At 49.8% G+C, this 21,270-nt stretch carries 17 protein-coding genes; 2 read left to right on the forward strand and 15 right to left on the reverse strand.

What is annotated here, in order from left to right:
• Positions 1 to 381: 381 nt before the first annotated feature.
• Positions 382 to 1,413, forward strand: coding sequence for a helix-turn-helix domain-containing protein (locus tag T496_RS14525; RefSeq protein WP_052342202.1), 1,032 nt, complete (start codon positions 382 to 384; stop codon positions 1,411 to 1,413).
• Positions 1,414 to 1,515: 102 nt separating this feature from the next.
• Here T496_RS14525 and T496_RS0111060 read toward each other — a convergent pair whose 3' ends face one another.
• Positions 1,516 to 2,958 carry a hypothetical protein gene (locus T496_RS0111060; protein WP_155808877.1) on the reverse strand — a complete coding sequence of 481 codons (1,443 nt, stop codon included), beginning with the start codon at positions 2,956 to 2,958 and terminating at the stop codon, positions 1,516 to 1,518.
• A gap of 715 nt (positions 2,959 to 3,673) precedes the next feature.
• Between T496_RS0111060 and T496_RS0111065 the strand changes: the two genes are divergently transcribed.
• On the forward strand, positions 3,674 to 4,366 hold the full coding sequence (locus tag T496_RS0111065) for a hypothetical protein (RefSeq protein ID WP_027450811.1): 693 nt from the start codon (positions 3,674 to 3,676) through the stop codon (positions 4,364 to 4,366).
• Positions 4,367 to 4,390: 24 nt separating this feature from the next.
• On the opposite strand, the gene T496_RS0111070 is transcribed toward T496_RS0111065, so the two are convergent.
• From T496_RS0111070 to T496_RS0111140, 14 genes are all read right to left on the reverse strand, one after another.
• Positions 4,391 to 4,630, reverse strand: coding sequence for a DUF2442 domain-containing protein (locus T496_RS0111070; RefSeq protein WP_027450812.1), 240 nt, complete (start codon positions 4,628 to 4,630; stop codon positions 4,391 to 4,393).
• 306 nt (positions 4,631 to 4,936) lie between these two features.
• Positions 4,937 to 5,407 (reverse strand): hypothetical protein, encoded by a 471-nt coding sequence (locus tag T496_RS0111080; protein WP_027450813.1) that lies wholly within the window; start codon positions 5,405 to 5,407, stop codon positions 4,937 to 4,939.
• 77 nt (positions 5,408 to 5,484) lie between these two features.
• Positions 5,485 to 5,967: an Imm26 family immunity protein gene (locus T496_RS0111085; RefSeq protein WP_027450814.1), complete on the reverse strand. Its 483-nt coding sequence runs from the start codon at positions 5,965 to 5,967 to the stop codon at positions 5,485 to 5,487.
• A gap of 199 nt (positions 5,968 to 6,166) precedes the next feature.
• Positions 6,167 to 6,922 carry a hypothetical protein gene (locus T496_RS0111090; protein WP_027450815.1) on the reverse strand — a complete coding sequence of 252 codons (756 nt, stop codon included), beginning with the start codon at positions 6,920 to 6,922 and terminating at the stop codon, positions 6,167 to 6,169.
• Between the two features lie 117 nt (positions 6,923 to 7,039).
• The gene (locus T496_RS15390; protein ID WP_394331349.1) at positions 7,040 to 7,147 is read right to left on the reverse strand and encodes a DUF4113 domain-containing protein; all 108 of its coding nucleotides are present in this window, start codon (positions 7,145 to 7,147) and stop codon (positions 7,040 to 7,042) included.
• A 59-nt stretch (positions 7,148 to 7,206) separates the two neighbouring features.
• Complete coding sequence (locus T496_RS14530; RefSeq protein WP_155808878.1) at positions 7,207 to 8,133, reverse strand: hypothetical protein; 927 nt, start codon at positions 8,131 to 8,133, stop codon at positions 7,207 to 7,209.
• Positions 8,134 to 8,563: 430 nt separating this feature from the next.
• Positions 8,564 to 10,627, reverse strand: a complete 2,064-nt coding sequence (locus tag T496_RS14535; RefSeq protein ID WP_052342205.1) for a DUF5005 domain-containing protein — start codon at positions 10,625 to 10,627, stop codon at positions 8,564 to 8,566.
• Between the two features lie 3 nt (positions 10,628 to 10,630).
• Entirely contained in the window at positions 10,631 to 11,443 is an 813-nt protein-coding gene (locus T496_RS0111110; protein ID WP_027450816.1) for an alpha/beta hydrolase, read from the reverse strand.
• A gap of 70 nt (positions 11,444 to 11,513) precedes the next feature.
• Positions 11,514 to 12,902: an SGNH/GDSL hydrolase family protein gene (locus T496_RS0111115; protein WP_027450817.1), complete on the reverse strand. Its 1,389-nt coding sequence runs from the start codon at positions 12,900 to 12,902 to the stop codon at positions 11,514 to 11,516.
• 18 nt (positions 12,903 to 12,920) lie between these two features.
• Positions 12,921 to 13,412: an RNA polymerase sigma-70 factor gene (locus tag T496_RS0111120; RefSeq protein WP_044110142.1), complete on the reverse strand. Its 492-nt coding sequence runs from the start codon at positions 13,410 to 13,412 to the stop codon at positions 12,921 to 12,923.
• Positions 13,413 to 13,564: 152 nt separating this feature from the next.
• Positions 13,565 to 15,691, reverse strand: a complete 2,127-nt coding sequence (locus T496_RS0111125) for a TIM-barrel domain-containing protein (RefSeq protein WP_027450819.1) — start codon at positions 15,689 to 15,691, stop codon at positions 13,565 to 13,567.
• A gap of 21 nt (positions 15,692 to 15,712) precedes the next feature.
• Positions 15,713 to 16,831: a glycoside hydrolase family 130 protein gene (locus T496_RS0111130; protein ID WP_027450820.1), complete on the reverse strand. Its 1,119-nt coding sequence runs from the start codon at positions 16,829 to 16,831 to the stop codon at positions 15,713 to 15,715.
• Positions 16,824 to 18,962, reverse strand: a complete 2,139-nt coding sequence (locus T496_RS14075; RefSeq protein ID WP_044111144.1) for a GH92 family glycosyl hydrolase — start codon at positions 18,960 to 18,962, stop codon at positions 16,824 to 16,826. Before T496_RS14075 ends, T496_RS0111130 begins: the two co-directional genes overlap by 8 nt.
• Positions 18,963 to 18,994: 32 nt before the next feature.
• Entirely contained in the window at positions 18,995 to 21,244 is a 2,250-nt protein-coding gene (locus T496_RS0111140) for a GH92 family glycosyl hydrolase (protein WP_044111145.1), read from the reverse strand.
• Between the last annotated feature and the right edge of the window lie 26 nt (positions 21,245 to 21,270).

The raw sequence follows: 21,270 nt of genomic DNA on the forward strand, positions 1-21,270 counted from the left end.
AACGGTCATTCTAAAGTCTAAAAGCACTAGTTCTAGAGTCTAGAAACGCCACTTTTAAAGTCTAGAATCAAAACAATAGTTTCTGTTCTAGCCCCTAGAATGGTCACTTCTAGCCCCTGGATGGGCCGCTTCTAGGGGCTAGAAGTGGTCGTTCTAGGGGCTCAGAACGTCTCGTCCAGGGGCTAGAATGACATCAAAAGTAAAGCTATTGCAGGATAAAAGCATAACTATTGCAAGACAAAAGTAGAACTATGACGGTGCAAAACCACCCCCATCATCATGCCATGGATAGCTTACATGGATACACCACAGGAACAGGTTGTGAAAAAAAAGACAGGCGAAATGTTGGTGCTTTGACGGGAAATACGTACTTTTGCAGAGATGGAAGACTATATGAACATATCGGCATTTATGATAGGCCTCTCGACGGCCTTCTTTGCCGGCTTCTCCCTGCATATCCTGTTCTGGCGTAAACAACGTACACGCTTCCAGCATGTGCTGGGATGGATTATGGCCGTCTGGGCTCTATGGTGCCTAAAGGATATCGTTATCACCTTTCCCGGGATGTACACCACGAAGGTGCTTAACTGGATTTTCATCATAGATGCCTGGTCGGCACTGACCTATACCGTCTTTGTCTTCGAGGCTGTATGGCCCGAATGGGTAACAGTCAGACGTCTGGGCATGCAGTCGGTACCTTTTGCCGTCTGTACCTTATTATATCTGATATGGCCTGTTCAGGAAATCATCTATGCCGAGTCGGTGTTTCTCTGGTTCTATGCCTGGACCATTGTCATCATCGGATGGGTAAAGGCGCGTCGGCGCATCCGCTATGTGCATGAGAACTTCTCCAATATTGACAGCATCGATGTGGCATGGCTGAAGCCCGTCTTCGTCTTTGCTGTCATCAGCCAGCTGGCATGGCTGTTTACCTCGCTATATGCCACGGTAGTGGGCGATATTGTATACTATGTATCTGCCGTCCTGCTGTGGCTGATGGTGCTGCACTACAGCTGGGATTTCTGTCCTATCATAACAGAAAGGGAAGAGGAGAGGAAGCCTGTAAGAAAGAAGGGGGTACTGCCTATTGCCGAGGGAACACTGGAGAAGGTGATGGAGGAGCAGCGCCTCTATCTGAACAAGGATCTGACACTTGCTGACCTGGCTTTGGCACTGAACACTAACCGCACGTACATCAGCAACTACCTGAGTCAGGTTCGCGGACAGACCTTCTACGACTACGTCAACCAGTTGCGCATCGAGCGTGTCTGTCTTCCCATGCTGAAAGAACATCCGGAATACACGTTGGATTATGTCGCCATGGCGAGCGGCTTCGCCTCTATCTCCACATTCCGCCGGGCATTCGTCAAACTGACCGGACATACGCCCCGCCAGTTATCCTCTAACCCCTAACAACCTCTATTTTCAATGCTCAGAAGAAATAGAAAATGAAGAGAGACTGCCAGGTTAGCAATCTCTCTTTTTTCCGTTAATTTACTTCCAGTATTCCATAGATTACTTCACAAGCACCTTGTGACCGTTCTCTACCACTATGCCTTTATAGCCTTTCTTGATACGCTGGCCACTGAGGTTATAACGGATAGATGAAGCATTGGTTCGGTTGGACAACACGTTTTCGATGCCAGTTAATTCACTGGCAAACTGTAGCTCGGTAATCCACAGTTTTGAGCCCGGTGCCGATGCACCACTGCCCTCTGTGCTGGAACTCATGCCACTGACACTCGAGGTGATGTCGATATAGAAGGCGTTGATGCCCCAATCAAGACCGGAAGGGTCTTTGCCATTTTCGCTCTCGGAAAGATCGATGTAGCCGAAAGTCCAGTCAGACGCAGCCTCGGTTATCTTCTTGCGGAACTTCACAGTACGGGTCATTTGCGGTTTAATCACCAGGTCTTCGTTGAATTGGATGAACACCTGTGCTACGTCACCAGTCACGGGTTGGTATTTGTACCAGAAGGTGAGATAGCGTGCGGGAATGTTTTTGCAAGGCACGCCCTGTTCGTACTCGCTGCCGCTCATCTTTTTCAGGAAGCAGTCGGTGACTAACAGCGACGTTGTGACCACCTCACCCGGCATACCTGCCGCCGACATGTCCACCACCTTCGACTCAAGCAGAGCTGCCGTAGACCCCGCAGTTCGGCCTTCGGTCTTCGTCACGCAGCCAGGAGCCAGAATGTTGAATGTGTCCCAATAGCCCGACGGTGACGTATAGCTTCCGCCACCCATCTCTGCGGGCAGGTTGCGCTCCTCCCAGTCGGCAAAGCTGCCGTTGGGCACCTGATACAAGGTTACTGGCGAACCTCCGCCCACTTTGCTGTCGTCCACTGTGAGGTTCGCGCCCGTACTCACCTTATATTTGTTCCAAGCCTCAGCACTCTGTTGGGTATATACTATTACGGTGAAATTCGGTTGGGTGTTCACTACGTCAGAGCCGAGCATCAGCGTGCCCTGCACGTTGCAGTCGAACGTTTCCAGATGTGTGTTTTCCATGAAGATTTTGTCGGGGATAGCATAGTCTCCACCGGCCTCTATGCCGATAATATGCAGTTCGGTATAATCTTTGAACTGATCCTCTTGCAATGATACATTCTTCACATATAGTCGCTTCACGTTGTTCTGTGCCGTCATTTCCTGACCCGCCATTTGCGACGTGTACTGACGGAACATCGGCTCCCAGTAATTGGGGTCGGTGAGGTCAGAGCCTTCGATATGTGCCAACTTGGTAGCGTCAATCGGTTCAATGGTGAGTTGGAACTGTGGCCCGCGGTCTGCCCATTCATAGGTGTCGAGCGTGAATCGGAAGTTGTTCATTTGGTTCTCGCCTACAAATGCCATATACGAGTCGGTGATAACGGGGTCGTGCAGCGTAATCTGCGCCTGTACACCCATTGCCAGCATGAAGAGAACCATCAGTAAAGGTAAAACTTTTGTTTTCATACGCTGCTGAATTTAAGTGAATATTATATTTAAGTGAATACTATGATAGATGATGTATTATGTAAAGACGGCCCGTCCCAACCATTTTTCATGAGGCTGGAACGGACAGAACAGGTTCCGCACCGTGGTGCATATACCATCTTCGTTATCATCTTCTTGAAGAAGCTGACTTCGTGGTTGGGAATATTGATGGTGATTGATGTCATGTCTTTATCAGATTTAAGGATACCAAAATTATGCGCATTAGAATGTTATAACAACTGCAAAGATACAAAATCTTTTCAATCATTGTCCATTTCGTCCGAAAAAAATGCAAAAAGCGGGCCAAGATGGGGTCACCTGCATAACCGTGTGGATTAACCAAAGATCTTGAGCAGTCTGAACATCATGGTTGTAGTGTACGCTCACACATGGTTATGCAGGTGACCCAGCATCTATGCTAAATACTCGCCTATGACCATCCTCAATTCTACTTATGGCGATGGTATTAATTTCCACCCAGTATCGTTTGGTGTATATTTCTGATACTGTTTAGGTTTTAGATAAAATAACTGGATTTGCGATAGCCTATCATTGTCGGTAGGCTATCGCTATTTTAGGAACCAGAATTACGAGAACGATTATACTACTCTTTTTTTTCTATTTTTCCAAGCAAACATTTTACTTATCGAAATAATATTAGTACATTTGCGCACAAATCAAATTCGGATTATAGATGAAACAAATAAAAGTATTTGAAGACGCATATAAAAAAGCAAAATTCAAACAGTTAAGGTTGATAGTCTTTGTGCTCGCTGTCATGATGCCTGTTGGTACATTTGCACAAAAGGAGAAAATAATAAAGAACTTCTGGCATGCAAAGGTTTGGTTGAAAGATGGAACTACCGATAGTGGATATATCAGGAATGGGCATAATACCGTATGTGTTTATGATGAAACAGTTGTGTTAAATAATCTGGATGGTTTATTCAGCAAAAGCAGGACACATGCAACTACAGACATAGACAGTATGTATATATGGTTTGATACTGAACCAGATGAGGTGTTGGTTAGCCACGCTGTTCCAGTACATTATTATTATGGTAACGAAACTCCTATGGAATACGGTTATCCCAGTATGTGTTATGTGCTTTATCAGAGCAAGAATATCACTATCTATGATGCATGGGACTTGTTCTTAGGGGATGTCTACTTATATAAGACACCCGATATGCAGTATGCTAAGGCATTATTTAGAAAGGGGAAGAAACTAACCGAAAAACGCAGAGCTACACTTTGTGATGAGTTCGATAACTACTCTATCATCAAGAATTATATCAGAACCATCCATAAGGATAAACTAAAAGATGATCCTTATTCATTTTTCTTAGTCATTGACAAAGCTTTGGGATCTGCAAAGAGATATTGATAATAATTACACTTCTTTTTCTCATTACACTTTTACAAAGTCTAGTGAATTTCTTTTGATAACGAGCGGATAGCGCTCCGGATGACGCAAACTATCTATTTCAAGATCTACGTCAAGGTCAGGCCATTCTATAGCTTCCGAACCAGACATCTGCACATTCAGCACGCTACGGATTGGGGCATCTTTCATCCAAGGTATACGATTATAGGATAGGAAATAATCATTACCAAGTACAGAAAGCATAATGCCTTGCGCATTAATCATCAATACGCTTGCCGATGTGCTGCTTGAATTGTTCCTTAAATCTGTCTGCATATTTTTCTACTATTTTCTTTATTTCATTCAACTTATGTTTTGGATACTATTCGCTACAAATCTACAAAATCTTGCACAGAATACCAAATAATTCTTTGATTTCCGTGCAAAAATTAATAGTTATTATTATACTGATTCATCCAAACATCCTGACTCTTGCGAGTCAATAGCAGTGCCAAACCAAAAGAATAGCGGCGCTATTCGGTGTGAATAGTGCCGCCAAACGATATGTATTCAATCCCAAAACGGTGAGAGTTACTTCATCACCCCAGTAGGGCACGCATATCTATACTCCAATAAGCGATCATGAAAGTCCTTCTTGGTTACGATCTGTCTGTCATAGAGCTTCTTCTTGCGAATTACATCCATAGGATAGTTCTTGGCAACACTCCACTTAATAGTATAAATGTAGTATGTATCATACTGTTGACATATATATGGATCAACAGATATCATGAAGTCTGGTGGTGCTAAACTGCCAATAATAGCTCTCGTAAATGCATCATCTTTTCCCCTAGTATCGCTTCGTGGCATAACATATGCATCTTGCATACCCCAAAAATCCCAATCATCAAGAGTGTCTGACTTGGACAAGTTTATTAGCAATGAGTCTTTTGTGCAGTTCTTTATATAGAATAATGATACTCTATCCATAACACAAGAGACCGTTGTGTTTAAAACCATTAATACGAACAATGACAGTCCTACTATTTTCCTTGTTTTCATATCTTCTTTGTTTTGTGATTTTCCGAGTCAATTACAACATATTCTCATGTAAATGTAGATGCCTCAAACTTTAGATTTTAGTCAATATGCTTGAGGAGGAAATATCCTGTTTTTATCTTTTCAACAATATCGAGATATGAATATACGAAGCCAACATTATAGTCTATATATTCATCTGTCATTTCGCCGACAAACACCAATGGTTGATTCATTGTCCATACATACCAACGATAAGACTTGTTTATTTTTGAGAAATCCAAATCACCAAACATCCTAAAACAAACATCTTTCTCTTCTCCAACATCATCATGACTTCCAACTTTATACCATGCCCCTCGCTCTATGCCAACACGAAGAATTGTATGAGCATAAAAAGAGACTCCATTACACACGATTTGATCCATTACCGGCTCTTCATCCAAGCTATAATGTTTCTTAAAAACTCGAATTACAGAACTGTTTAGTTGTGTCATATCATTTCCTATATATTGGAAAAAGACCTTATAACTTTGTTCAATCTCGACACAAAATACGTCACCTTTTCTCGTTGTTATTCTCATTTTTCTAGAAGTTTATTATTAAAGTGACGAGGAACCTGTCCCCCTGTCACTATCGTCCTCAACCTCCGAGATTTCCTCGCCGACAACATCGGCCAGTCATTCGTCGGTGTTGTAGCTAAAGCACTAGATGATAATTATCGTAGGTACAACCACTAATTGCTTATTATTTTTGATTCAAAATTGAATATCAGGTTATTTATCATTGCTTTATAAACAACAATGATGCACCATATATTTCTTTTGCTTCTTTTGAATATTCTTCTAATGTTTTTGTTTTATCATCAAATTTCAGTTTTATAGGGTCTGTGTAATTAAAGAAAATAGTGATAAGCTTCCCCTCTTGTTTCCATTTTATGCTGACTTTTTGACCTGAAGATATAAATATACCAGTATTGTCAGATTTGATTATATAATAATCTCGGCTACGCTCACAAAAATAAGTTCCAATCAAAGGGTTTGATTCATCAGCTATCTGTAAGAAATCGTTATATTTTCTTGGTTCAATAGGGAACGTTACATATTCCATTCCGTTAAGCTTGCAATATTCAGTTAATTCAGTTGTTAATAAGCCATGTTCTTTTATTATATTTATAAAAGCGTCAAGCTTTTCACTATCCTTGTGTGTAATCTTTAACAAGTAGTGCTGACCATCTCTAATATTTTTAAATAAGTCAATATATAAGAGCTGATTCTCGTGATTTGCCTTTATCGCTTCCTCGTAATATTTGTCTTGCAATTTGTGAAGGATATTTGTTTCTTTTTTTATAGCTGCTTCATCAGAATCATAAAACTCACCTTCGCTCACTTTTATGGATGGAGTTATTAAAGGAGCTTTAGGAGGTACTATTGAGACTTTATAGTATATAGTCTTAGGATTATCTTTACAACTGTGTAAAATAGTTGATACTACGATGAATACAGAAAAATTAATGAGTAGAATGATTATTCTCTTCATATATAATCAAGTAGTTTTTAAGTTAATAATATGCCACAAAGATAGGGAAAATATCTGATTCAACAATGAAATAGGGTGAATAATATTCAATAATGTTATGAAATTGAATATAAAGCATTATGTTGCCTCAGGTATATCACTCCAACGAGTCGTATAGCACGGACTCCTGAAATCGTGCTTGATGCTATCCTTAAAGACGCCCGCTTTGCCTTTGCCACCAGGCATGGTGTATTGCTGGGAGCCACAAGTGACGAGGAACCTGTCCCCCTGTCACTTACTGCAAGTTATTCTAAGGGTATCTTGAAGTATATGGCTGGCCAAGCGTAGTCTTGATACATGGTGGCTGTCAGATTGTGCTCCGTTGCGAAATCTCCCAGTTGGTCTATTATCATCTGTTTTCGCCAGTCGTCGTCACTACTCATCTTATGGAAGGCTTCGTACTTGTCGCCGAATATCTTCTTGGCGCTGGGCAGGTTATCTGCTCCGTCGGCCACTTGGTCGAAGGCTATTACCTCAAATCCCATTTCAGTCTTGCGGATGTGCATCAGGCCAGGATGGTTGCCGCCTGATACGCACTTCAGCGTATCGCCTACCTGATTGTAGTTGTGTATCCAGAATTCGCCCCAGTATTTTATGTCCTCAGGGTTGCTGTCGTCGATATCCACCTTGCTGTAGAAGGGCACACAGAACTCGGCCTGGGCATAATCTTTGCCAATCTCATTTACCAGATAACGTTTAATGGCTTGCTCATAGGTAATATCCTGGTCGTTTACCAGCACCACTTCCTGCTTCTCGAATTCCTTGTCGATGATGATGATGGAAACATACTGGCTCCAGTATGATTGTTTCTGTCCTACTTTAATGTCATAGCTATAGAAGAGGGTATCTCCCTTAGTTTCCACTTTGAGCGGATTGATTTCCATCTGCCATTTGGAGCCAGGTAAGAGAAAGTCCACAACAAACTGCTTGCCGAAGTCGATGGCTGTAGGCTTGCCTTCTTCACCCATCGTTGTGGCCATGTGGAAGCACTTATTGAAGTCCTCTTCGGTTGTTATTTTTACACTTGGTGTTCCGAGGTGATTGTAGAAGTAGTTCTTAGCTACCGTAAAGGGTATCTCACTACTTTCCTTGTTCTCTACACTCGTTGCCGTCTTGTTGTTGCAGGCTGCCATTGTCAGCAGCGTTGCAAAAGCGAATAAAACCTTTTTCATATTGATGTTTTCTTGTTGGAGATATGCTACGACATTTCTTTCATGAAGAATCTGGGGTTCTTAATTCAGTCGGAAACTGATGGAAGACTATCTACCGACAATTGGGCATTCGCAATAGAAACCATACCAAACAGGCAGGTCATGGTTAATAGAATTCTGGCTTTCATTATTACTTATTTTTAGGTTTATGTTATTTAATTATTGTATTAATGCTTCTATATAACTGAGGTTACTGACCCCACCCCCTGCCCCTCCCCTACAAGGGAGGGGCAGGGGGGGGGGGCAGTATTGTTATTATTCATGTCTGCTTTCGTCTATTCGAAAAGTTTGCTGCAAATATATAAAACAATGTGATTGGTTATAAGAGAAAAGCAAGAAATTGTAAAATTATTACGATTAATTAACCAAAATGAGTTACAAAAAAAGGTCTTCACTTGATGAAGACCTTTTTACCGTTTTTAATATAGAGTCCGCGACGGGGATGATCGATGCGCTGACCCTGGAGATTATAATAGGAGTTATCCTGAAGTCGTTCGGGAATACTAGGTGCCACACCGGCTGTTGACGTGGGCAGGTCGCTATAGACCTTCTGCCAGTCGAACACGCGATAGAAGAACGGACGATAGTAGTCGGCCGAACCTCTGGCGTTGAAGTTCATCCAGAAGTCGTCGGGGTCGCTATTGGTTGAGAACACCAGCTCGCCTTGGCGCGAGAGGGCTGGATGGAGGTTCACCATGTAGAGCCAGTGATAGGCTTGCGACCCAAGCTTGTCAAGATGGTCGGGCAAGCGGAACAGCAGCTTGCGCTCGTCGAAAGGACCGTAAGGCGTTCTGGAACGATAGATATAGACATCGGTAGAGAAGATGGGTGCCTGCGACGTCATGAAATACCAGTCGCCCTGCTTGAACACCCATGGCAACATGATGGCATAGCTGCTGGATGCCATGATGTTGGACCGACGGCGCTCCTCCTCAGTAGGATAGGTGTCCTGCCAGTGCCACTGTCCGTTGGCATCCTTGATATAGTATTGCCAAGGACTATAGAGGTCGCGGGTCTGCGAACGTGCCACCACCGTACCCATATTTTCTACGGCATAGAGATAGCAGTGACCGTCTTCATCCTCCCACAGGGTGGAGCCATAGGCACAAGGACCCACAAACTTGTTGGGTGTGTGACTCTCGCGATAGAGGTAGTCGCCCTCGTGAGGCAGGTAGTCGGGAATGGTGGGCAGATAGTAACCCTCGGGCTCGTTGCCATCCAGGCTGTAGGTGGCCAGCGAACCGTCGAGGTTGAGCAGTTCGGCCGATTCCACGCCCACCCATATCATCTGCAGTTTTCCGTTATAGACCGTACCATCGCCCGACCAATAGACCTTCGTCTGGTCGATGTCGCCGGCTGCGATCTCGGCAGCGGTCTTCTCGCCTTGTGGGTGGCGCAGGTGTGTACGGGCATGGAAATAGCGGTCGGCATTGGCATCGGTCCAGTTGACATAGTCGGCCAACCACACTAGGTCCTGAGGCGTCTCGCCCAGCACACCGTCGCGACACTTCTGCACCATGATGCTGTTGCGCGGGAAACTGCAATTGCCACGCGCACGCAGACGTTCGTTGACAACGCCATAGAAGCTGTCGTTGAAGGTCCACAGCACATCGCCATTGGGCAGTCCCACGGTGAGCACGCCATCACCACCATTCCATCCGAGCGTGCGTGTGAACAGCCCGTTATACTTCAAGTCCTTATAGGCCCGTGCCGTTCCGGCATAGGTGGCATTGGGCATGGGCTCCAGGTTCCACTCCACAGGTGTGGCCCACTCCATATCGCCAGGGCCGTCCATGCTGCCATCCGCATTGGTGACACGGATGCTGGTGTCGGTGAGGTAGAAGTTGGTGATGCTGTCGGCCTGGAAGGTAGCCACGCGGGTGGCCCAATCACGGTCCACGGCACCTATCTGGTTGACCTTGTCGTGGGCTATATGACCAGCCACATAGTCCAGATAATAGACACCGGTCTTGTCGCTTGAAGTAGCAATGGTGTAGTTCACGTAGATGCTATCCACACGTTTTGTCGCATCATTGCCACTGAGCAGGGTTTTGAAGTCGCTGGAGGTGACGAATCCCAACCATGTGTAACCCGCGCGCGGATAGCAGCGGTTCAGTAGGTCGGTATAGGCCTGGCTCGACTGCAGGCTACGCGTGATGGTTTGGTTATAGTCAGGGTCGCCCGTATCGGTCGTGGCCTTGGCCACCTGTGTCATCACGATTTGCCCATCGACCTCCCATCCTTCGGGCACACGAATGCCGAAGAGGCCATAGACATGTTCCACGCCACCGGCCGTGTTGTTGGTGTCCTTGATAACCATCTTGCCATTGAACACATTGCCCTTGACAATGCTGTGAGCTTGGACAACGAGCGTGATCTTATAGCACGACCAGCAGAGACAGGCAGCCACAGCCAACAAGGCAACATTGATAAACAGGAAACGTTTGCGATTCATAAGTTAGCGTTTGTTATGATGAAAAAACTTTTGGAAAAACAAGATCTGATAGTCGATAGCATTGGCCCAATATTCACTGTTGTGACCACCGGGACGCTGAATGAAGTCGTGGTCGATGCCACGCCCCAGAAGACGCTTGTGCAGGTCTTTGTTGACCTCCAGGAAGAAGTCGCTTTCGCCACAGTCGAAGATGATGGCCAGCTGATGGTTCTGGATGCGGTCGATGAGGTTCACAGCGACATGCTCGTCCCAGACGTGCTTGTTGGCAGCCATCTCGCCCAACTCGTCCTGGATGTTCCAGTTCTGAGGGAACGGACGGAAATCCACGCCACCGCTGGTGCTGCCCACAGCACCAAACATGTCGGGATGGCGCAGGGCTGTGTGGAGCGCACCATGACCGCCCATGCTGAGACCCGTGATGGCACGACCCTCGCGACTGGCGATGGTGCGGTAGTGGCTATCCACATAGTTAATAAGTTCGGAGGAGAGGAAGGTCTCATAGCGCACCTCGGGATGCTGGGGACTGTCGAAATACCACGTGTTATAGGCACGTGGCGTCACGAAGATGACGTGCTCACGGTCGGCCACATCGGCCAGGTCGGGACGAATCTCGAGCCACGACCGTTCGTGACCGTAGGCACCGTGCAACAGGTATATCACAGGACAAGGGCCTTCGCCCTTGGTGGGAATCACCACGGTCACCTCTACATCGCGGTTCATAGACTTGCTAAACACCTTCTTAGAATCAATGCGCCCCGCACTGACTACCATCACGACAGCCAGGCAGGACACAAAAGATAACAACCTCTTTACCATCATTAATAATAACTATAAACTAATAACTTCTGAAAAAAACTTGTAGATATACTAACTTTAAAACTTTTGATTATCGCTTGACTGGCGTCAGCACCACCTTGCGCACCTGGGGCTTGTTGATCTGATAGATGCGCTCCACGATGAGGTCCATCTGGCGCTGAAGCATGTCGCGCACCTCCTTGTGTATCATCTTGTCGTAGAGGCCACGCTTGGCAGCCACCCAACCATCGTCCTGTCCGGCACGGAAGGTGCGGGCAGCCTGTTCGTCGTTCTGGTCCAGCATGCCACGCTTCATGAAGAAGTTGTACTGCAACCAGGCGTAGTCGCGGAACTGGCGCTCAATCTCCCAACGGGTCTCGTTGAGCTCCATGATGGTCTTGGCCTGCTGATACTGAGGTGTGTGGCGATAGGTGGCCAGGTTGATGCCCTGAGCCAACTGTGCTGCCGAGAAGGTGTCGATGAGCTGACCATCAATGAGCAACTGATAGTTACCCTTCAGGCCCGTCACAGCGAAAGCCTCATCGTCCATCTCAGCCATGAACTGAGGAATGACCTTCAGGGCGTCGGCCTGCTGGCGCTTATACTCCCATCCACGAGCGATGGTGTCGATGGGGAAAGGCAGCGAGTTGGCCAGATAGTCGAAGCTGACCACACCGCTACGGTTTTCGACATTGGTGATGGTGCAGTTGTCGCTCTTCAGCACCTTCTTGCTCTTGGCGTTGACCTCGACGTCGGCCACCTTCTTGCCAGCCATGCCCTGCGCCTTCAGGAACAGATAGGCCATGACCAGATGACCGTCGTTGTCGGGGTGGATGCGGTCGTTGCCACAGATGGTGAACTTAGGATTGAGCTTCTGTTGCTCCTCGTTGATCTTGGTCATGGGTGCCCAGAAGTCCACGAACTCCCAGTGGTTGGCCTTGGCAGCAGAGTCTTGGAAAGCCACAATACGGCCAATGGTGTTGTTCTTGTTACGGAAGATGTTATCGTTGAAGGTGGATGTCTGGTCGTAGGGCGAAGTGCCAATCATCACCATACGTGTGTCGGGACGGTTCTGCAGTCGCTTCTCAATCTGATAGAAGTATTTCTTTGAGGTGGCCAGCTTCTCGGCTGCAAACTTTTCGGGCTCGGGACCGTTGTATTCGAAATAGCCGCTGTCGTTCATACCGAAGGTCAGGGTGATGACATTGGGGCGCTTGGCAAATACGTCGCCATCCAAACGGTTCAGGATCTCAAGACTGGTGTCGCCACCCACGCCACAGTTGGCCATCCACATCTCCTCGAAGGGGAAATGCGTCATGTAGTAAAGCCATATGTAAGAGTGGTAATGACCGCCATCGGTGATACTGTTGCCAACGAAACAAACGCGGTCTCCCTTCTTGAAGGGGGCTACCTGCTGGGCCTTCATAGCCAGAGGCATGCTAGCCAACAGCAGCAGAGAGATTAAGATATTCTTTTTCATATTGATATTGATATTTTTTTAAGATACATTCAGATAGAAATGAAGACGACGCAGCGCCTTGGTCATGTGGCACTCCACCGTGTTGACCGAGATGCCAAGCTGCTGGGCAATCTCAGCATTGCTTTTATCCTCGTAGCGGCTTAGCTGAAAGACGGTCCTGCTCTGGCGCGGCAGGTGACTGACGGCCTGCTCCACCCGAGCGGACAACTCACGATACTCCACATAGCGCATAGGGCTCTCCAACTCGCATGCCAAACACAGGTTGGCCCACTGGCTGCGACGATGTTCGCGCACATAAGCCAGATGCTTCAGGTAGTCCTGACACTTATGGCGCACGGCAGCATTGGCATAGGTGCGGATGTTGGCGACGAACGACAACCCTTCGCGGCGCTCCCAAAGCTTCACCAGCACATCCTGAACCAGATCTTCGGCATCCTCACGCGCTATCCAGGCCGATGCCATTTGCACCAGTCGAGGGAAGAGTTCCGTGTAGAGCTGATCATAATCCATCAATGCAGTTTTTAGCTTATTGGTTTTCGCTGGCAAAGGTAGCCAATAAGCCGATGACGATACATAAAAATCGAACACAAAAAAGCAAAAATCGAACCAAACTGCCTGTCAAAAGGCCTTTTGGTTCGATTTTCGCTTAGATTGCTATATTTTTATTTCTTCAGCTTGGCAGTGGCCGAGGTGCCTTTCTGCCAGGGTGAATAGATGACCTTGCCACCTACCAGCTGGCCGATGCGCAACCAACGAACGGGGTGCTCGCGGCGACCTGCCTTCTGCTCGAGAGAGACGGTGAGTAGCTTTCCTTCGGCCTTGGCCTGCACCTTATAATCGGCATAGTCGCCATTTCGATAGCCGAAACCTTCGCCAGCATCCTCATAGAGGCGACCGCAGGCCTTGCCATTGGCATCGAGGTTGACCAGGACGGTCAGCGAGTCGGTGCTATACTCCTCGGTGTTCTGACTCAGATTGGCCAAAGGCAGCACGGCACCCTCGCGCAAAGACAGGCGGGCCTGATAGCCATCGTCGCCCTGTTCCATGGTGAAGGTCTTCCAGTTGCCCTTTGGCAGTGCGGGGTTCTCGGCCCAACGTGGCACGATGAGCAGGTCGGCACCCAACATAAAGGCCTGCTGCTCGCTGCGCAGACTTGGATCCTCGGTGTCGCTCATGAAGACAGGACGCATGACGGGCAGACCGGTCTCTGAAGACTCGCGGAAGAGGGTGTAAACATAGGGCAGCAAGCGATAACGGCGGTTGATGGCCGTGCGGCACACCTTCTCTACCTTCTCGCCAAAGGCCCATGGCTCCTGCTGCACCTCCTCCAGACTGCAATGGTTGCGCACGAAGGGGAAATAGACACCGATGGCCGTCCAGTGAGCCAGCAGCTCGCCATTACAATCGCGGGCAAAACCGCCGATATCAGGACCATTGAAGGCCTGACCGGTGAGTCCCATGTTCAAGGTCATGGGGATGCTGGCCTTCATGTGCTCCCAGGTAGAGGCATTGTCGCCTGTCCACGTGGCAGCATAGCGCTGACCACCCAGGAAGTTGGAACGCGACAGCACGAAAGGACGCTTCTGAGGATTGGCTGTCAGGATGCCCTGACGTGTGGCACGCACCATGTTGTAGCCATAGACATTATGATAGCGCAAGTGAGAACCGGCCACCTCGACAGCGCCTGCGGGCGAGGCAATGCCATGCTGGTTGTCCTCAGGCATCGAACTGTCGGGACCATCGAAGACAGCAGGCTCGTTCATGTCGTTCCATACACCATCGATACCGGTGGCCATGAAATCCTTATAGAGTGTGCTCCACCAAGAGCGAACATCCTGACGGGTGAAGTCGGGGAAATGGCAATCGCCGGGCCATACCTTGCCAACGAAGTTCTCGCCATTAGCCTTCTTCACGTAGTAGTCGCCGGCCATACCTTGCTGATCGACGAAATAGGTGGAATCGACCTTCACGCCGGGGTCAATCATGAACACGGACTTGAAGTGCTTCTTATGCAGATAGTCATTGAACTTCTTGGGATCGGGCATCTGCTCGGGCGAGAACGTGAAGATGCGGAAGCCATCCATATAGATGATGTCCATCCAGATGACGTCGCAAGGAATCTGTTTCTCGCGGAACGTGTCGGCAATCTCCATGGCCCATGTGTCGGGCACATAGCTATGACGACACTGGTGGAAACCCAGAGACCAAAGCGGGGGCATCTCCATGGTGCCGCTCAACTGGCCCAGCTCCTGCAGCACCTCGGCAGGGGTCCGGCGCTCGATGATGATCACGCGGAAGGCAGGGCCCTCACTGTCGAAGCGCACCTCGCGACCCGTGGTCAGTTTTGACTTCCAAGTATTATCAGCAATGATACCAAAGGCGGTGCCATCCTTTCTGACACCAAGCACCCAGGGGTGGGTCTGGTAGAGACGTTTACCGCCTTCGGTCATATAAAGACCGTTGTCTTTGTTCCACATGCCGATGGTCTCGCCATTACGACGCAGGTCGCCATAGACCTCGCCAGTGCCGTAGAGGTCGGCATCGCCCACATTGATGGTGGCAATGCTATGACCGTTCTCCTGAGTGAACACAGGTTTCAATTGCCAATTGGCAGCCAGTTGGGTGGCTGTAGGCGTCAGTTCATGAACAAAGATAGGTGATGGCTGGTGGTTGGCAGCATCGTAGTTCTTGGGATAGAAGACAGCCACACGGTCGCCTACCATCGTGGACACCTGGGCTGAAGCCGTGAGCGACAGTGCCGTCAACAGCGAGAGAATTAATCTTTTCATTCTGGTTTTTACTTACTATTATTAATACTTAGTGTTACACACAGCGACACCGACACGCGAGTCGGCACAACCATAATAAAGAAGCCAACGCCCCTTATGATACACTAACCCTTCTGCAAAAACCGTGCCAGCCGGATACTGCCCGCTACGCTCGTAATCGGCCTCGGGAACAAAGAAGGGTTCGTCAAGTCGGTCGAGCAGTTGCGTGGGGTCTTCGGCACTGAAAAGGGCCTGTCCGGCGCAATAGGTGTTGGCCACATAGCGGGCATCGCCATCAGGGCCATCCAGGTTCTTGCCATTATAGATCAGCACGATGCCCTGCTGGGTAAGCACGGCGGGCGGTCCGCATTCGGTGAGCTGACTGTCGAAAGCGCCCTTGCGCGGCTCCATGACACGCAGAAGTTCACCATGCTCGTCGAGCAACGGGGTCCAGTCGATCAGGTTATCCGACGTGGCTACGTTGACAAACTGTTCGCCCCAGTACATCCAGTACTTATCGCCGATACGTGCCACCACCTGACGGCCGTCCTTAAGACAGGTGACAATAGACGCCGACTTGGAGAAGTCGTCCTTGAAACGACCGCCATAGGCCTGTGCAAAGGCAGGACCGTGCTTCTGCCAGGTGACCAGGTCGCGAGAGGTGGCAACGGCCAGTCGTGCCTGCTTGCGGTTCCACTGGGTGTACATCATCACATAGAGGCCATCTTCGGTCATGACTACACGGGGATCCTCGCAACCGCCGGGGCACTCGAGGTCGGCCTGGTCGTCAGTCTGAGAGGGATAGAGCACAGGTGCTCCATGCCGCTGGAAGAACAGTCCGTCGGGCGACGAGGCATAGCCGATGCGCGAGGTGCGCTGACCAATGCCGATGGCAGAGTTATCCTCGGCCCTATAGAGCAACACCACGCGGCCGTTGAGAACGGTAGCCGCAGGATTAAAGGTGTCGCTGCCCTCCCACTTCACCGCCTCGCCACGCATGGGACAGAAGAAGACGGAGTTGGTGTCGGGCGAGATGACGGCCCCCACATTGACCGGACGCTTGAAAGGACCAAGGGCCCAGGACTTGGACTGTTTTGAAGTGCTCTTGCAACCCGTTAAGGCCAACAAGGCCACTAAAGCAAAGACGATTGACTTATTCATAAGAAGGAGGTGCTATCTGCGTGCCCCACTTGCGATGAGGACTGGCAACGGTTTGATATTGGAGTGTGGCGCCATCGATGATGGTCTTCAGGTCTAACCAGGTGGACGGATGCTCGTGTCCGTTGACAGTGAGGCGCGTGGTATATATCTTCTGTTCTGAGCCACCCTTGATGATGACATCGCCATGAGGCAGGTGGATGGTGGCATGGGGGAAGACGGGGGTGCTCAGCGCAAAACCGCCCACGCCGGGGATCATGGGATACATGCCAAGACACGCCCACACATACCAGGCACCCATGGAGCCCAGGTCGTCGTTGCCAGGCAGACCATCAGGACGGTCGGTGTACTGCTCGTTGAGGGTGCGGCGCACCACCTGCGACGTCTTCCAAGGGCAGCCCACCCAGTTATAGACCCAAGGCACCTGGAAACTGGGTTCATTGCCTGAGGCGAACCAGGTGTCGCCATAGCCAGCATCCAAGCGCCTGAAATAGGTGTCGAGACGCTGTTCGGCCTTGGCAGGTCCGCCAATGATGTCGATGAGCCCCTTCAGGTTGTAAGGCACCATCCAGAAATAGTCTTGATAGGTGGCCTCGCGGAAATCCTCGCTGAGGGGCTTCCAGGAGCCATCCTCATTGCGGGATTGCAGCCATCCCGTCTCGGGATTGTACAGGTTCTTCCATGAACGCGCCGTGTGGAAATAGCGCCAAGAGACAAACTCGTCGCCGGCGGCATGAAGCGCATACTGGCCAATAGCAAAGTCGGCAGAGGTGTACTCCAGCTGGATGGATGCAGGACAATAGCCTTTCTCCAGATACTGCTTCAGGTGGGGGCGTGTCTCCTCCTGTTGTGACTTGGCGCCTGGCACCTCGGCACCACGACGCATGATGTCGAACAAAGGTTTGGGGTCGTAACGACGGGCACCAAATGCCCAGGCATTGCTGACCAGAATGGCCGAGGGATCGCCTTGCATGATGCCGGTCTCGATATTGGCCAGCACCCAACGAGGAAAGGAACCGCCCGACTGTTCGGCAAACAACTGGTGAGAGACCACGATATCACTGGCCCAATCGGGTTGTAGCAGGGCCAACAACTGAATCTGGGTGCGATAGGTGTCCCAGTTGCTGAACTGGGAATAGTACTTGGCATTGGTCTGGTGCACCTTGAAATCGGCTCCCATATACTCGCCATTGACATCGCTGGCCACACTGGGATGAATGAAGGAACGATACAGGTGGGTATAGAACTGCGCGGTGCGACTGCTGTTGCCTCCCTCTACGTCGATGAGGGAGAGCATCTTTTCCCAGGCATCCTCCGTCTGCTGACAGACAGCATCAAAGCACCAGCCAGGGTTCTCCTGGCGCAGATTCTCCTTGGCATTCTCTACAGAGACATAGCTGATGCCCACCTTATAGTGGACAACAGACTTGCTACGGGTGTCGAACGTGAAATAGACGCCCGAGAACTCGCCCTCGGCAAAGGTATCGCCAGGATGAAGGCGGTCGCCCTTCCACGTACCGGTGACAACAGCATCGGCATCAAACTCTGCCGCCATATAGACCTTATAGGGCGTGCGGATGCCACAAAAGTAGCCACCATCGGCATAGCCCTCTACACTGTGGGGCGACGTGACGACAAGCGCAGCCTCGGTGATGCGTGTGGCAGCAATACCGGCGCCGATGATGATGGTGTTCTGACGGGAAGAGTCGGGGAATACATATTCTGCCATGCCCGTGCGCTCGGTGACGGTGAGCGCTGCCTTGACATCGCCATTGACATGGGCCTCGTAATAGCCAGCATGACCACTCTCGCCCGTCACCTGAAAACGGGCATTACGTATCTTGTCGGGAGAGGATTTGAGAGCACCTTTCACAGGGAATGTGGGAAAGTTGCCCATGTGCTCACATCCGCCACCACTATTCTGATTGACAACGAATCCGGCGTTCTTGGCAAAATAGGTGGGGGTGAACTGCACCATACCACCAGGATAGGTGGCTCCGGGAAAGAGATAGCCAGAGGTAAGGCCTGCGCCCTGCGTGCCGATAAACGGGTTGACAAGACGTGCACGAGAGCCCGCCCATAAGGTCTGTCCAAGGGCAGCTAAGAGGAAAACAACAAATAGTTTTTTATGCATACAATCTTTTTATAATTAATCATAGAATCAACTCAGCGCTGTCTTCTTGTCCTGGCCTTGGAAAGCGAGAACGGTGCCGCCTGTTTGGAAATGGCTCGCTGGCAATTGGGGACTGACGACATGTGAAGGACAAGGTGGCCGCCCCGACTGATTTCATCGTAGGTCAGGTAGTTGCGCTCAAAAGGCTGTCCATTCAATGTGGCAGAATCGATATAGACATTCTCTGGACTGTTATTCAGCGCCTCGACCACAAACTGATGACCATCCTCGGTGGTCAATGTCATACGACCAAAAAGAGGACTTCCTATCACATACTGATCGGTGCCTGGAGTGACTGCATAGAGACCCATGGCGCTGAGCACATACCATGCAGACATGCCACCTTGGTCCTCATCGCCTGGGAAACCTTGTGGACCACTGTTGTAGAGACGGTTCATGATCTGGCGAACCCAATACTGAGTCTTCCAGGGCGCACCGGCATAGCTATAGAGATAGGGCAAGTGCTGGATGGGCTGATTGCCATGGGCATATTGTCCCATATCGGCCAACTGCATTTCTTTCATTTCGTGGATGACACTGCCATACCATCCGGGCTTCACGGTGTTCTCCATCGTGAAAACACTATCTATCTTTTCCACAAAGGAGCGATCGCTGCCAAAAAGGTTGATAAGACCTTGCACATCGTGGAAGACAGACCAGATGTAATGCCAGGCATTGCCCTCGGTATAAGGGCCACCCCACTCCAGTGGATCGAACGGTTCGACAAAGGTGCCATCGGCACCACGACCGCGCATGAAACCCGTGGCGGGATCCCACAGGTTGCGATAGTTCATCATCTGACGCCCGAACACACGTTCCCAATGTTTCAGGCCCGCAGAACGTGCCAACTGCCACGCACAGAAATCGTCGTAGGCATATTCTAAGGTCTGGGTGACACTGCCATGCGACTCGGGAAAAGGCACATAGCCCATGGTGAAGTACTCCTTCCATCCTGCACGACCATTAGCACCACCCCAGGGACCTTTATTCATCGCCTCGTGGGCATAGGCTCTCAGAATGCTATCGGCAGAAACCGTTCTGATGCCTTTGGCCCAAGCATCGGCCAAAAGAGAGATGGCGTGATTGCCCACCATGCCGCCGGTCTCGCCAGGGAAAGACCAGGATGGCAGCCAGCCACACTCGTGCTGGGCCTGAAGGAGTGCTTCCATATAGCGGCCTTGCTGAGTGGGATGTAGCAAACAGGTAAGCGGAAACTGCGAGCGGAAGGTGTCCCAGAAGCCGTTGTCGGTGAACATATAGCCATCGTGCACACGGCCATCGTAGGGACTATAATAATAAGGAGAACCGTCGGCACGGCGCTCATAGAACTTACGCGAGAAGAGGTTGGCACGGAACAGACAGGAGTAGAAGGTGCGCAACTGCTCGTCTGTGCCACCCTCCATCAAGACACGACCCAACAGGGCATTCCACGTCTGACGGCCGCGCTCACGGGTTTGTTCCAGCCGATGGTCGTTGCCCAGTTCGGTCTGCAGGTTTAAACGAGCCTGCTCCTCGCTGATATACGACGAGGCCGCTTTCACCTGCACCTTGGTGCCTGGTGCGAAGCCAACATAGATGCCCCCACTCCATTGGCCATGCGAGGTGAAGGGTTTGTCGAACTGCAAGACGAAATGACAACGGAAGGTCTCTGCATGATTGACAAAACGCTGGTTGTTGACCCAGCCCACGATCTGTCGATGGGGGGTATCGACCTTGAACTCAAACTGACCGGTATAGCCATCGAGCACCAGCCATGACTGCTGACCTTTGGGATAGCTGAAACGGAAATGGGCACCACGCGTGGTGGGCGCCACCTCGGCGGTGGTGCCATCGCTTAGGCGCACCCGATAATAATGAGGAAGCGCCGTCTCGTCGTCATGAGAGAAAGCCGTGGCACGCGCATCGCCATCGGTACGCAACTGTCCGGCAACGGGCATCAACGAATAGACAGCATAGTCGCCCACCCATGGACTGCACTGATGCGACTGACAAAGTCCACGCAGGGTCTTAGCCTGCCACTGGTACTTCCATCCATCACCATTAGCTCCAGTCTGTGGTGACCACAGGTGCATGCCAAAAGGCATGCCTGTGGCTGGGAAAGTATTGCCGTGGCTCAATCCGAAATCAGACGCTGTACCTTGGCGGGTATCCACGAAACGGGTCAGATCGACCGTCCGGGCATGCATGCCAGAGAACAGGACCATGACAAAGAGCAACAAGCATAGTATTCGTTTCGTACTCATGACGATATCTTTTTCTTTTATTATTA

The sequence above is a fragment of the Xylanibacter brevis P6B11 genome (assembly GCF_000621825.1).
GTDB classification, from domain to species: domain Bacteria; phylum Bacteroidota; class Bacteroidia; order Bacteroidales; family Bacteroidaceae; genus Prevotella; species Prevotella brevis.

Bases quoted from the DNA above. Each gene is read 5' to 3' on its own strand.
- T496_RS15390 (WP_394331349.1), bottom strand. From the start codon at position 7,147: ATGCCTGGTGGCAAAGGCAAAGCGGGCGTCTTTAAGGATAGCATCAAG.
- T496_RS0111085 (WP_027450814.1), bottom strand. From the start codon at position 5,967: ATGAGAATAACAACGAGAAAAGGTGACGTATTTTGTGTCGAGATTGAA.
- T496_RS0111130 (WP_027450820.1), bottom strand. From the start codon at position 16,831: ATGAATAAGTCAATCGTCTTTGCTTTAGTGGCCTTGTTGGCCTTAACG.
- T496_RS0111120 (WP_044110142.1), bottom strand. From the start codon at position 13,412: ATGGATTATGATCAGCTCTACACGGAACTCTTCCCTCGACTGGTGCAA.
- T496_RS0111080 (WP_027450813.1), bottom strand. From the start codon at position 5,407: ATGAAAACAAGGAAAATAGTAGGACTGTCATTGTTCGTATTAATGGTT.
- T496_RS0111060 (WP_155808877.1), bottom strand. From the start codon at position 2,958: ATGAAAACAAAAGTTTTACCTTTACTGATGGTTCTCTTCATGCTGGCA.
- T496_RS14530 (WP_155808878.1), bottom strand. From the start codon at position 8,133: ATGAAAAAGGTTTTATTCGCTTTTGCAACGCTGCTGACAATGGCAGCC.
- T496_RS0111110 (WP_027450816.1), bottom strand. From the start codon at position 11,443: ATGGTAAAGAGGTTGTTATCTTTTGTGTCCTGCCTGGCTGTCGTGATG.
- T496_RS0111115 (WP_027450817.1), bottom strand. From the start codon at position 12,902: ATGAAAAAGAATATCTTAATCTCTCTGCTGCTGTTGGCTAGCATGCCT.
- T496_RS0111070 (WP_027450812.1), bottom strand. From the start codon at position 4,630: ATGATTAATGCGCAAGGCATTATGCTTTCTGTACTTGGTAATGATTAT.
- T496_RS14075 (WP_044111144.1), bottom strand. From the start codon at position 18,962: ATGCATAAAAAACTATTTGTTGTTTTCCTCTTAGCTGCCCTTGGACAG.
- T496_RS14525 (WP_052342202.1), top strand. From the start codon at position 382: ATGGAAGACTATATGAACATATCGGCATTTATGATAGGCCTCTCGACG.
- T496_RS14535 (WP_052342205.1), bottom strand. From the start codon at position 10,627: ATGAATCGCAAACGTTTCCTGTTTATCAATGTTGCCTTGTTGGCTGTG.
- T496_RS0111065 (WP_027450811.1), top strand. From the start codon at position 3,674: ATGAAACAAATAAAAGTATTTGAAGACGCATATAAAAAAGCAAAATTC.
- T496_RS0111125 (WP_027450819.1), bottom strand. From the start codon at position 15,691: ATGAAAAGATTAATTCTCTCGCTGTTGACGGCACTGTCGCTCACGGCT.
- T496_RS0111140 (WP_044111145.1), bottom strand. From the start codon at position 21,244: ATGAGTACGAAACGAATACTATGCTTGTTGCTCTTTGTCATGGTCCTG.
- T496_RS0111090 (WP_027450815.1), bottom strand. From the start codon at position 6,922: ATGAAGAGAATAATCATTCTACTCATTAATTTTTCTGTATTCATCGTA.